Consider the following 13,062-nt stretch of genomic DNA (forward strand, 5'->3'; position numbering starts at 1 on the left):
CCTTGGGACGCACCTTAGGATCAAAGAGTTGCGACAGCTTGACGTGCACCAATATCAAGTAATCGTTGATAGGCATTGGTGATATTATCGACGAAGTCACGATTTTTAATCAGTTTTTTACCGAAGATCGGTTCAATTGCCAATAATTCCTCAACGACGGAAACGGAAAGCCCATGTTTCGCATAACCATGTTTCGCATGACCATGTTTCGCATAAATAGCAGCAAAGGCCTCTTTTAACGGGTCACGCACATCTATAGGCTGACCCTGCTCATCTACGCCACTGACATAGCGCATCCACGCTGCAATGCCCAACGCCAATCGTGGGTAATCACTGCCGTTTTCAATATGCCACTCAACCGAATCGAGCAAGCGTTGTGGCAGTTTTTGGCTGCCATCCATTGCAATCTGCCATGTCTGATGTTTTAGGGAAGGATTGGCAAACCGTTCGATCAATTTTTCCGCATAGGTGATTACATCTGTATGCTCCGGCATCGACAACGTGGGTGCCTGTTCACTTAGCATCAGGGAAGACACTGCGCGACGGTAATCTTCGTTTGCCATGGCATCAGCAATATGTGCATAGCCCCCCAAATACCCCAAATAGGCAAGAAATGAATGAGAGCCATTTAACATGCGCAATTTCATCATCTCAAAAGGGCTTACATCTTCCACAAATTGCGCACCGACACGATCCCAATCCGGGCGCCCATTGGCAAAGTTGTCTTCAATCACCCACTGACGAAAAGGCTCACAGGCGATGGCACAAGGATCTTGCCACCCCAGCCATTGGGCGATTTCGGCTAATGTTTCCGGTGTCACTGCCGGCACGATGCGATCCACCATCGTACAGGGAAAGGTCACCCGCTGTTCTATCCACTGTGCCAGCCTGTCATCTTGCAAACGCGCCAACGCCAGCACCGCCCGGCGCACAACCCACCCATTTTCCCGAACGTTGTCGCAGGACAAAATGGTGACCGGTGGCAACTGGCGTTCAAAGCGCAATTTCAGTGCAGCAATGATGTAACCAATAGCCGAGCGGGGAGAGGATGGATCAGCCAGATCTTCAATAATCAATGGATTATTCAGATCCAATTGCCCCGTAGCCGCATTGATGCAATAGCCTTTTTCCGTCACCGTCAAAGAGAAGATAGCAACATCCGGACTCGCCATTTTTTCGACAATGGCCTGAGCACCGTCAATGAGTGGATGCATGGCCTCTTTTATCGAACCGATCACCTTTAATGTTGTTATATCCTGACCTTTCTCCGCAACGACATAGCGCATGGATTGTTTTTTTAGTTTTTCAATCAAGGACGCACTTTGTGGCGACATCAGGTTCACGACACACAATCCCCAATCGCTTTCCGTTTGCTCTAATAGATCATGCAAATACAGAGCCTGATGGGCGCGATGAAATGCGCCACAACCTAAATGAACAATGCGTGTGGTAAGCCGTTTCGATGTCCAATCAGGAAATGAGACGGATGTCACCGCATCGGTATGATTTTTTTCCATCCTGAACAGCCCTATCAGATTCAAAAGTTATTTCGAATAAAACGCCCGCTGAATGCCCAACTCAAGACCACGAAGTTCAGCCAATCCTTTAAGGCGGCCTATCGCTGAATAACCCGGATTAATTTTCTTTTTCAAATCATCCAGCATTTGATGCCCGTGATCAGGACGCATCGGGATCATATGCGCTTCACCCGCTTGCAGCCGGCGATGCTCTTCTTCTGCTATCGCTTTGATCACTTCATACATATCCACATCGCCCGCAAGATGGGCAGCTTCATGGAATGTCAGCGGGTTTTCTTCACGCCGGGTTGAGCGCAAATGCAGAAAATAGATCCGGGGACCAAATAATTTGATCATCTTCACCAAATCATTATCTGCGCGTACCCCGTAAGTACCGGTACACATCGTGTAACCATTGGCATGGCTGTCTGCCGTTTCCGCTATCCAGCGCATATCATCCAGCGTCGAAACAATGCGTGGCAGACCCAATATTTCGCGAGGCGGATCATCAGGATGAACCGCCATTTTGATGCCGGTTTCCTCTGCAACCGGAATGATTTTTTTCAGGAAATAGGCAAAGTGCTCACGCAGCCTAGCCTTATCTATGTTTGAATAACGTCCCAGGTGTTGGCGAAATTGTTTTAACGTATAGCCTTCTTCCGCACCGGGAAGACCCGCTATGATAGTGCTTATAATTTTTTGTTTTTCTTCTTCTTCCATTGCTTCAAAGCGTATTTTCGCTTGCGCAATCTCTTCCTCTGTATAATCTTTTTTTGCTCCTTCACGTTGTAGGATATAAATGTCGAAAACCGCGAATTCTATCTGATCAAAACGCAGCGTTTTTGAACCATCAGGTAACTGATATTCCAAATCCGTGCGTGTCCAATCCAGAACCGGCATAAAGTTATAGCAAACCGTTTTGATCCCGCAGGCCGCGAGATTGCGCAACGTCTGCTGATAATTTGCTATCCATTGATCACACGCCCCGCTGTGCGTTTTGATATCTTCATGGATGGGGACACTTTCCACCACCGACCACTCAAGTTGATTCGCTTCAATCAGCGCCTTACGCTCTTCTATCTCCGCAATGGACCAGATTTCACCATTGGGAATATGATGCAATGCCGTCACGATCCCCGTTGCGCCCGCCTGACGAATATCAGCCAATGAAACCGGATCGAGTGGGCCATACCAACGCCAAGTTTGTTTCATGATGCCCTTTCTCCTATTCCATGAACCATTTTGCCCCCTGTTCCCCCCTTCCATTTGGTTAACCAATGACAGGAAAGGCATACATCAAGCAGGTATCAAGCGGGTATATAGTTCAAAAGCAATTCAGGTAGCCATAAACTCAATTGAGGCAAATAAGTGATTAGCGCTAACGCCGCGATCAGCGCAATATACATCGGGATCAGCGGTCTTAGGACTTTATCAATGCCCACTTCACCAATAGAACAACCGACAAACAACGCACTGCCGACGGGCGGTGTACAAATCCCGATGGCCAGATTAAATGTCATGATAATGCCGAAATGCACGGGATCGATGCCCATATCCACTGCGACAGGGAGAAAGATCGGTGTAAAAATCAGAACAGCGGGCGTCATATCCATAAATGTCCCGACAATCAGCAAGATGACATTAATCACCAGCAAAATTGTCAGCGGATTATCGGAAATCGCCATTAACCTATCCGCAATCAAATACGGTAGATCCGCATTTGTCATCGCCCAAGACATTCCCATTGACGCACCAATCAACAGCAAAACAATCGAGGTCGTGATCGCTGAATCAAGAACGATTTTAGGCAATTGTTTAACACTCACTTCGCGATAGATAATCACCGCAAGAACAAAACTATAAAGAACCGCAATGGCTGACGCTTCCGTTGCTGTGAAAACTCCGCCAATAATTCCGCCCATGATGACCACAATCAACATCAATGACGGTATCGCTTTCCAGGCAGTGTAGAAAAACTCGCTCCACGTTGGGCGAGATGCAACAGGATAATTTCTTCGCCTTGCAATAATTGCGGACACAATCATCAGTGAAATCCCCATGATAATGCCGGGGATATAGCCCGCTAAAAACAGGGCAGCAATAGATGTACCACCAGACACCAGCGAATAGACAATCAGGGTATTACTGGGTGGGATCAACAATCCACAAGGACAAGAAGCGATATTCACTGCGGCAGATTGTGCGGGATCATACCCTTCTTTTTTCTCCATCGGCGCCATCGTTCCGCCAACCGCCGCCGCCGATGCCACCGCCGAACCGGAAATCGCCCCAAACAACATATTTGCCATGATGTTGACGTGCATTAATGAACCGGGTAAACGGCCACCTATCATTTTTGCCAGATGAATCAAGCGAGCGGCAATCCCACCCTGGTTCATGAGGTTTCCGGCAAGGATAAAAAACGGGATCGCCAGCAGAGAAAAGTTATCGACACCCGCCACCATGCGCTGAGCAACAACTGTGATCGCAGTTTCCAGCGGTAACGTAAGCATAATCGCCACCAGCGAAGAGAGGCCTATCGCAAATGAAACAGGCACACTGAGCGCCAGCAATATTGCAAATACGCCAAAGAGTGCAGCAATCACATACCAATCCATCCTATAACCCCTATCACCACAATCAAAGACGCTCAGGTACAACTTATGGTTTACCGGAAACCTACCTGCGGTTGAACAAACAATTGCCGAATAATCGAGACAACATCAACAAGCGCATAAAAAACCATCAACACACCACTGACAGGCAGGCATAAGTAGATATAACCCATCTGCCAACCCAGGGAAGGCGTAATCTGGCCACTTGCCAGTGTTGATGAAACGAGAGTACTTCCCCCATAAATCAGCACAGCAGCAGAAAATACAATGATAACTGTCTGAATAATCAGACCGACTACACTTCTCTTCACTCCGGTTAATCTCAGCATCAGTAGATCGATAGCAAGATGGCGATGCTGACCTGCGGTATACGCAGCGCCAATCATGGCAACCCACATAAAGAGATAACGGGCCAGCTCATCTGTCACAGTACTTGGTGCACTTAAGACATAGCGGGAAATGACCTGCCATAACACACAGAGAACCAAAAAGACCGACAAGCTGATAGTAAAAAGGGCCAGACTTTTATTAACAATCACGACAATGTTTTTCATACATCCGACCCTTACAATTTGGTAAACCAACTAAATATAATGTAAAACTTATGTAATCAACGGGTGCTAAAGCATAAAATAACTGATGAATGAAAAGAAGTGAATAAGATCACAGTTCAGATTGGTAAACCAATAAAAAAATTTTTTTGTGATAAAAGTCAATCAATTATATTTTGCTTTTTGCTTAATTCATCAATGATAGCTACCGTTTTACGCGCAAAAAACAACAAAGAACCTGACACTGACTTATGGAATATAAAATGTTAAACTATAAACAAATTTTATGTAGTGTAGTTGGCGCAATGTTTGCTTTCGGAGTATCACACACTTTTGCAGCAACCACACTCAAGCTCAGCCATAACCAAAACCGCGACCATGCCGTTCATAAGGCGATGACACAATTCGCGAATGAAGTGAAAGAAAAAACCAACGGAGAAGTGCGCATCCGCATCTATCCTGACGCCCAACTGGGCAATCAGCGTGAATCAATGGAACTGATGCAAAACGGGGCGTTGGATATCGTCAAATCCAACGCCGCAGAGTTGGAAGCTTTTTCTCCGGCCTATTCCGCCTTTAACCTCCCCTACTTGTTCCGTGATAAAGCCCACTACCAGAATGTGCTTGAGGGCCATATCGGTACAGAAATCCTTGAATCCGGCAAAAACAGCGGCTTTATCGGCCTGACATACTATGATGCAGGGTCACGTGGCTTTTATGCCAAAAAACCGATCCGTACACCCGATGATCTAAAAGATCTCAAAATTCGGGTACAACCCAGCCCATCGGCGATTGCCATGGTAAAAACACTGAACGGCAACCCGACCCCATTGGCTTATGGTGAACTCTATACCGCTTTACAACAGGGCGTTGTTGACGCGGCTGAAAACAATATCCCTTCTTTTACCCTGAGCCGTCACAGTGAAATTACGAAATTCTTCTCCCTTGATGAACACACGATGATCCCCGATGTGCTGTTAATTTCGACCAAATCACTCAATAACCTGACTGATGAACAACAAGAGATAGTAAGAAAAGCCGCGCTGAATTCCTCAAAATACATGACTCAACTTTGGGAAGCATCAGAAAATGAAGAGCGCGCCAAAGCAGAAAAACAACATGTTCAGTTCATTGCCGTAGATAAAGTTGCCTTCCAAAAAGCGGTAAAGCCCATGTATGACGACATTGCTAAAAACAATCCTGAACTCTTTAAAGTAGTCGAGCGCATTCAGGCAGTAAAATGATTGCTCATCAATAAAATGCGGCCACTTGCCCATTCGGTAAGTGGTTATATTTCTAATGCTGATGACTTAAAATGAAATCATTTTTAATCGTTCACCTAAAACATACCAACTTACAACGACATCAATGATGAACATTGCAGACACCAAACGCCCTTATCAGGAAGTGGGACATTCATTACGAAAAATGATTATCACCAAACGCTACGAAGTCGGTGATCGCCTCCCCCCTGAGCGTGAAATCGCAGACATGCTTGGTGTCTCACGCGCCCTGATCCGTGAAGCAATCATCATGCTGGAATTGGAGAAGCTGATTGAAGTCCGCAAAGGTCATGGCCGAAATTCAGGAATTTATATCCTCAAGTTACCGATAACAAACGCAGCCTATACCGAAAACTCCGCCGGGCCTTTTGAGCTATTACAGGCCCGGCAATTACTGGAAAGTAACATTGCGGAATTTGCAGCCACTCAGGCCACGCCCATTGATATTGCAAATATGAGACAGGCGTTGGAAAAAGAAAAACAGGAGCGCAAATCCGGTGAAGATGAATTCGGTGACAGAGAATTTCACTTAGCCATCGCACAAGCAACGCATAACAGCATGCTGGTTGAACTCCTCAAACAATCCTGGACATGGCGTGAAAATAACCCCATGTGGATGAAGTTACACAGCCGAATCACAAATACCAATTACCGCAAGGAATGGCTGAAAGATCATCAGGCAATTTTATCGGCCATGGTCAAAAAAGACCCCGCCGCCGCAAAACAAGCCATGTGGCAACACCTGGAAAACGTGAAACAGCGCTTGCTGGAGTTATCGGATATTGATGATCCCGATTTTGATGGGTATTTGTTTGAGTCCTATCCGGTTGAGATGGGGAAGTGAAGGTTTTTGGGGAAGTGTGGTAAAACTGTATGGAAGTTATAATGCTTTTTTTAGATTTATTGAGAAACTCGATTAATGACCCAGACAATATAACTTCTCATGATACTAATTAACCTGAATTCTGGATAAAGGATTGCCGTAGTGCCTGTTCCAAGAGCAAAATTTTGGTGCACACCTAAAACCGCTCTAAAAAGGAACAGGCAATGAACAAATTAGTTGAAATTTTCTGCGATGTCGATGACTTTTGTCGTTTTTTCATTCCCCAATGGGAACAGTTTTGTCTCAATAAGGAGCGTCGTCTACGCCGCAGACAAGGTCGCATGTATCCCAGTGAAATTATGACCATCCTGATCCTCTTTCACATGTCGCATTACCGTGATTTTAAAAATTTTTATCTGGAGCATATTTGGAAATATCATCATCACGATTTTCCAACCTTGCTCAGTTATACCCGTTTTGTCAGTGTCGCCCCTTCCGTTTTAGTGCCGCTATGCAGTTATCTGACTCAATTAAAAGGAAAACCCACGGGGATTGCTTTTATAGATCCCACGAGTTTGCGGGTGTGCCATAACATCCGTATTCCCCGTCATAAGGTGTTTGAGGGAGTGGCACAGCGCGGAAAAACCTCGATGGGGTGGTTTTACGGTTTCAAATTACACTTAATTGTTAACCATCAGGGCGAAATTCTGGCACTCAAAGTCACCGCTGGTAACGTGGATGATCGGGAGCCGGTTCTCGAATTAGCAAAAGAATTAACGGGTTCTCTTTATGGTGACAAAGGCTATCTGAGTCAGGAACTGGCAGACAATTTAGCGCAAACCGGTGTGACTTTTATGACGAAAAAGCGCCGCAACATGAAAGCGCGAGTGCTGGCTGAGTGGGATAAAATAATGTTACCAAAGCGTTTTATTATTGAAACAATTAATGGGCAATTAAAAACCATTTCTCAAATAGAGCATTCTCGGCACCGAAGTATAAAAGGATTTCTATTGACCGTTTTAGGGGGTGTCATTGCTTACTGTCTGAAATGGAAGAAACCGTCACTGAAAGTTTTCTACTCAGAAGAAGATTTTCCAATGACGGCTTAAACGGAATTCGGGTTAATTAATCATCTAAAAAAACTGAATGTAGTCTAATTTCACCACCAATAGTTAAAATTATTCGAACAGATGAAAAAGCATAGCGCTAACCTTAATAATCTATATACGGAATCGTTGAGAAATGATTTGCTTAAGATACAAACGAAAGAAATCAGAAGGAAAGCATATATCCATCATCTTTCAAGTTACAAAAGTGCCAATGCCTTCCCATTGGCACTTTCCATTTCTGGTTTCTCATTAACGTTCAATTTCCCTGAAACGGGAGGTAAATAGCCTTAAAATTTTAGGTTCATATTCAAATTCAAGCGGTTTTAACCTATCCGCATTTTTCACCACTTCAATCAGCGAATCCGCAACATAGCTCATATGATTATCGGTATAAGTCCGGCGTGGGATCGCTAGTCTCATAAACTCAAATAGCGACGGTTCCTGTTTTCCGGTAATCGGGTTTCTTCCCATGATTAACGAACCTATTTCAACCGACCTAACACCCCCTTCTAAATACAAGGCATTACAAAGCACTAAAGCCGGGAAATTTTCCGATTTAATATCAGGAAGTATTTTACGTGCATTCACATATACAGCATGCCCTCCAACAGGGGTTTGAATAGAAATGCCTGCCTGCTGGAGTTTATTCCCCAAATATTCAACTTGAGCGATTCGGCTTCGTAAATGGTCTTCATTCAGGGCTTCCTGCAACCCAATGGCCATTGCTGCCATATCCCGCCCTGCCAGCCCACCGTATGTTACGAACCCTTCCATCGGTACACATCTAAGCTGAGTTTGTTTAAACAGAAACTCATCATTGCGGAAGCAGCATAAACCCCCAATGTTTACCATGCCGTCTTTTTTGGCAGACATCGTGAATATATCTGCCTCACTAAACATTTCTTTAACTATCTCAGGGATGGTTTGATCAAAAAACTCACGTTCTCTGTGTTTGATAAAATAAGCATTTTCTGAAAACCGCGCGGCATCAATAATCACAAGAATGCCAGAATCGTGAGCCATTCTGGCAGCAGCCCGAATATTTTCCATAGAAGCAGGTTGTCCACCTACGCTATTGCAGGTGATTGTGATAATAATGGCAACGATATTCTTTTTATTATTTTTAATTTCCTTGGCTAATTCATTTAAATCAAAATTACCTTTCCAGTCATCTGCAATTTCTGTTTGCAAAGAAGCAGAGCAAATGCAATTCTTGGCTCTGGCGCCTGATAGTTCTATGTGAGCTTGTGCAGTTTCAAAATGGTGATTGGACAAAAATACCGGCTCTGTAACACCTTTTTCTTTTGCTAATTCAATAAGTACCGGAAACAGTATTTGTTCCGCTCCCCGGCCTTGATGCACCGGAATGGTATATTGAAAATCAAATATTGTTTTAACAACCTGTGATAATTGATAATAACTCTTGCTGCCTGCATAAGATTCATCACCTAAAAATAGGTTGGCCCATTGCCTATCGCTCATAGCACCTGTACCGCTATCGGTAAGCAAATCGATAAATACATCTTCTGCTTTTAAAAGAAATGGGTTCAATCCTGCTTCTATCAATGCATGTTTACGCTGATCTTTGGTTGTCATTCTGATAGGTTCAACCATTTTAATGCGCCAAGGCTCCGGCAAAGATTTAAACATGACGGCTATCCTCAAATAATAATTATCAGTTTAAAATACTATTGAGACATTAGATAAGTTTCCAATACAGTAATCCTTTCATTATTAAGCGATGATTTTCTCTCACTATTTAACAGATGTTTTATGCATCTCACACCACGTTCACCATATTTATGAATATATTCTTCGACAAACGCCATTGATTCTGAAAGAAAGACGATATCCGCTTCCAGCATTTCCCTGACAACTAATAAGGGAATGGGTGAACGTAAAGGATAAAAATTTGAATTCCATAATCCTCTTTTTTCACAATCGCTATAAAATTCTCCGAACATTAATCCCTTATGTAAAAATATCGGTTTCACTTCCTGATGCAAACGAACAAGATCCTTGATTGAAGCATCATTCCATACACTCAAAATCGTCTTGAATTGAGTATTTTCACCTTCCCGAGGTTCTTGTTTATGAAATAGAGAAGAAAGATTAATGATATCTCTCTTAATATCCTCTTCTTTTCGTCCTTTGGTTTTTATTTCAGTAAGCCAGAATGTTTCCTTTTTAATGGCAATAGGGGAATAGGGGCAAACAACACCTGTTCTCCCTAATTCCGAATGTGGATGACATAAGTAATCAATACACCATTGTGCGATCGTCTTTAATGCACTTGAATTTAATTCATCAGAAGATAATACGTCAGATATTGGAATAAGTTTTGGTGCATAATTGAATTGATCTGCTAATGGAACAAAATTCGTTTTCATAATAACGTTCCCAAGCTAAGTGCTTACAAGAGTTTTGTTAACATTGATACCCAATGGATTTAGCGCTACGAGTTTCAAACATAACCACTCATTTTCATTACTTCCACTGAGTGAGATATTATTATGCTCAATTTACGGCTATGGGAAGCTTAAATATGGGGTTTATTCATTTATCACTCCCTCGTCCAGCCACCACCTGACTTTTCCGGGACGTTGCGTTCTGTAACTTGCAGTTCCAAATCCAGAGAAGAAAGCAATTTGAATAAAGTTTCTAACTTACTTTTATCTGGCGTATTCTCAAATCCAGAAACAGTTGACTGTTTCATTCCAACCCGATCAGCTGTCTCTTTTTGAGCCAAACCCATTTTCTTACGTTGTTCACGAATGGCTACTGCCAATATTTTTGGCGATGTAATCTTCATAAATATCCCCTAAAAAGATAAAAGAAAAATATCCTCTATAGAGGATAAACGCAATATATCCCTTATAGGGGATAAGTTAAATATATAACCAATAATGATGACGGCATTGTCATGCCATGGAAAAATCGAACCTTCTGTAGCTTAGCCAGCTGTGTTACCAAGGTAAATGAATACAGATGATAAAACGAAATAAAATCATTAAGTTAATTAATCCACTACCTTTGTATCTATTCATTTTTTTAACGTTAAAAAGATTCTGAGTGTTTTCTTGATTTCGTTAGGTACACGATAGTAACAATATAATTTTAGTTAATAATAATTTTTATATTGCCTAGTGTTTTTATAACTAAATCTGACTCTTATTTTAGGCTCCTGAGGTACTCCAACAGCCTTAACTAACGTAAAACTCAATAATATAGCCACTTAACCCTATTTATCTCAGGTATACGATCTTTTCCACTCTTGGAGAACGAAACAATAAAAAATGGCAATATCCGCATATATGTGGCTAAAAGATGATGGCGGCGCGGATATTAACGGATCTGTCGATGTGCAAGATCGTGAAGGAAGTATAGAAGCTATCAGTTTTATGCATGGATTAGGCATTCCCACGGATGGTCATACCGGAAAACTGACTGGAACGCGCATCCACAGCGCAGTGGAAATTGAAAAAGAATTTGATGCCTCCAGCCCGTATCTTTACAAGGCAGTAACGTCAGGTCAAACGTCAAAAAGTGCAGAGATAAAATAGTATCGTATCGGCATTGATCGATGATTATGAATGCTCCATTACTTCCATTGGATATATCATAATAAAAAGAGAATTCTAAATAAGAATAATACTCTTATTTACCAACAGCCACTATAACCCGATCTGATCACACGTTGAAGTTTAAAAAATTTCAGCACTCAGTTTGAGTTGAATATTTTCTTTGATGATTACATCCTTGATTTAAGCAAAATTCAAATTAGGTAATGAAGAATGATGTTTCTAAGTTTTTTATCACTGGAACAAATAATGGCACTTAAAGCTCTTATCCATATCTAACCATGCGATATCGGTATATTTAATTCAGTTCTATGTCAAACGATGTAACTGAGTTAAATCAACATGCTTTTTAGCTTTTTGCAAACTGTAGTCTGCTTGTATTTTTAGCCATGTTTCCGGTGTACTGCCTATCACTACAGATAATTTCAATGCCATTTCCGGCGTGACTGATGTATGCCCAGAGAGAAGCCGACTCGCAGTAGAAGGTGCTATTTTCATTGCCTTGGCAAACTGCCGTAAAGTTACGTTAATTTCTTGAAGTGCTTCTGCGATGATTTCACTGGGGTGTACAGGATTAGCCATTATCATGGGTGAGTATCCTCCAAATTAAGCATTTCAGCATCACTGTCTGAGAATTAAAATGTGATGCACTAATTATCTGATACTTTAATTGACCAAATGCCTTCACTGCTTTCTTTTTATTCATAAAAATCCTAACCAGAAATATTAATGAAAAACAATCTGACCATTGAGTCAGCCGTCTATTTTTTTAAGAAAAACCTTACCCAAAATAAAACCATTCAACTGCCCTTTTGACCAATTCCTCCGTCGCATCAATATATCTGTCTTTATTATCACAATGACTCAGGATAACCGGGATCTCACTGCACCCCATAATGAACCTTTCAACACCCATGTTTTCAAGCTGAGTAATAACTGATTCCAATAATAGATACGCCCTTTCCCCATCCCCGCTTTTATAAGCAAAAATACTCTCCATGACTCGTTTTTGTTGAATGTCATCAGGTACAACAAAATCCACTTTTTCTTTTCTCAGCCTATCCTGATAAAGGCCTGCTTTTATTGTTCCTGTTGTCGCGAGGATCGCAATATTATTAATCCTTTCATTCACAATTTTATTGCATGTGATTTCAATAATATTCAAAAAGTGTATTCCCGTGGTTGCTTTTAATTTTTCATACCAATAATGTGCAGTATTACATGGCATAATAATACATCCTGCACCTGCCGTTTCTAATACCTTCAATGCAACCAACATGTTATTTAATGTAGATTCCCCGCCAGTAAGTATATTTGCCGTTCTGTCCGGTATATCAGGAAATGAAACGGCGATCACCGGAATATGTTCCTGATCACAGACCGCAGGTGTATTTTTAATTATTTTTTCCATTGTATCGATTGTCGCGACAGGCCCCATCCCACCTAAAATTCCAATTATTTTATTCATATGCCACCCAATAAAAATAATAGCTATTATGACACAGCAATGATGTTCCGTAATTGCAATGTTTCGATACCTCATGCTGTATTTGCATAAGCGTTGTTATGTCATTAGATCAATA

At 42.1% G+C, this 13,062-nt stretch carries 12 protein-coding genes and 1 pseudogene; 4 read left to right on the forward strand and 9 right to left on the reverse strand.

The window, feature by feature from the left end; translation table 11 throughout:
* Positions 1-20: 20 nt before the first annotated feature.
* The 4 genes from Xsze_RS01810 to Xsze_RS01825 all read right to left on the reverse strand — a co-directional run bounded on the left by Xsze_RS01810 (position 21) and on the right by Xsze_RS01825 (position 4,686).
* On the reverse strand, positions 21-1,517 hold the full coding sequence (locus Xsze_RS01810) for a fructuronate reductase (RefSeq protein ID WP_038240409.1): 1,497 nt from the start codon (positions 1,515-1,517) through the stop codon (positions 21-23).
* Between the two features lie 27 nt (positions 1,518-1,544).
* Positions 1,545-2,729, reverse strand: coding sequence for a mannonate dehydratase (uxuA, locus tag Xsze_RS01815; RefSeq protein WP_038240407.1), 1,185 nt, complete (start codon positions 2,727-2,729; stop codon positions 1,545-1,547).
* A gap of 95 nt (positions 2,730-2,824) precedes the next feature.
* Positions 2,825-4,135: a TRAP transporter large permease gene (locus Xsze_RS01820; protein ID WP_038240406.1), complete on the reverse strand. Its 1,311-nt coding sequence runs from the start codon at positions 4,133-4,135 to the stop codon at positions 2,825-2,827.
* Positions 4,136-4,185: 50 nt separating this feature from the next.
* Positions 4,186-4,686 carry a TRAP transporter small permease gene (locus Xsze_RS01825; RefSeq protein ID WP_038240404.1) on the reverse strand — a complete coding sequence of 167 codons (501 nt, stop codon included), beginning with the start codon at positions 4,684-4,686 and terminating at the stop codon, positions 4,186-4,188.
* Between the two features lie 260 nt (positions 4,687-4,946).
* Here Xsze_RS01825 and Xsze_RS01830 point away from each other — a divergent pair, with 260 nt between their 5' ends.
* From Xsze_RS01830 to Xsze_RS01840, 3 genes are all read left to right on the forward strand, one after another.
* Complete coding sequence (locus Xsze_RS01830) at positions 4,947-5,927, forward strand: TRAP transporter substrate-binding protein (protein ID WP_038240401.1); 981 nt, start codon at positions 4,947-4,949, stop codon at positions 5,925-5,927.
* Between the two features lie 124 nt (positions 5,928-6,051).
* Positions 6,052-6,810, forward strand: coding sequence for an FCD domain-containing protein (locus tag Xsze_RS01835; protein ID WP_038240399.1), 759 nt, complete (start codon positions 6,052-6,054; stop codon positions 6,808-6,810).
* A gap of 203 nt (positions 6,811-7,013) precedes the next feature.
* Positions 7,014-7,898: an IS982 family transposase gene (locus Xsze_RS01840; RefSeq protein ID WP_099139099.1), complete on the forward strand. Its 885-nt coding sequence runs from the start codon at positions 7,014-7,016 to the stop codon at positions 7,896-7,898.
* Positions 7,899-8,147: 249 nt separating this feature from the next.
* On the opposite strand, the gene Xsze_RS01845 is transcribed toward Xsze_RS01840, so the two are convergent.
* The 3 genes from Xsze_RS01845 to Xsze_RS01855 form a co-directional block, all read right to left on the reverse strand.
* Positions 8,148-9,548, reverse strand: a complete 1,401-nt coding sequence (locus tag Xsze_RS01845) for a tryptophanase (RefSeq protein ID WP_038240123.1) — start codon at positions 9,546-9,548, stop codon at positions 8,148-8,150.
* A gap of 38 nt (positions 9,549-9,586) precedes the next feature.
* A complete protein-coding gene (locus Xsze_RS01850) occupies positions 9,587-10,288 on the reverse strand; it encodes a DUF6875 domain-containing protein (RefSeq protein ID WP_038240126.1) in 702 nt (233 codons plus the stop codon).
* Between the two features lie 173 nt (positions 10,289-10,461).
* Positions 10,462-10,710 (reverse strand): helix-turn-helix domain-containing protein, encoded by a 249-nt coding sequence (locus tag Xsze_RS01855; RefSeq protein WP_038240128.1) that lies wholly within the window; start codon positions 10,708-10,710, stop codon positions 10,462-10,464.
* Between the two features lie 484 nt (positions 10,711-11,194).
* On the opposite strand from Xsze_RS01855, the pseudogene Xsze_RS01860 reads away from it, so the two are divergent.
* Positions 11,195-11,458: pseudogene (locus Xsze_RS01860) on the forward strand (Hcp family type VI secretion system effector); the annotation flags it as partial.
* A 330-nt stretch (positions 11,459-11,788) separates the two neighbouring features.
* On the opposite strand, the gene Xsze_RS01865 reads toward Xsze_RS01860, so the two are convergent.
* Both Xsze_RS01865 and cuyB read right to left on the reverse strand, forming a co-directional pair.
* Positions 11,789-12,067 carry a HigA family addiction module antitoxin gene (locus Xsze_RS01865; protein WP_038240131.1) on the reverse strand — a complete coding sequence of 93 codons (279 nt, stop codon included), beginning with the start codon at positions 12,065-12,067 and terminating at the stop codon, positions 11,789-11,791.
* A 193-nt stretch (positions 12,068-12,260) separates the two neighbouring features.
* The gene (cuyB, locus tag Xsze_RS01870; protein WP_038240134.1) at positions 12,261-12,947 is read right to left on the reverse strand and encodes a cysteate racemase; all 687 of its coding nucleotides are present in this window, start codon (positions 12,945-12,947) and stop codon (positions 12,261-12,263) included.
* Positions 12,948-13,062: the final 115 nt, after the last annotated feature.

The organism is Xenorhabdus szentirmaii DSM 16338 (genome assembly GCF_002632585.1).
Classification (GTDB): Bacteria; Pseudomonadota; Gammaproteobacteria; order Enterobacterales; family Enterobacteriaceae; genus Xenorhabdus; species Xenorhabdus szentirmaii.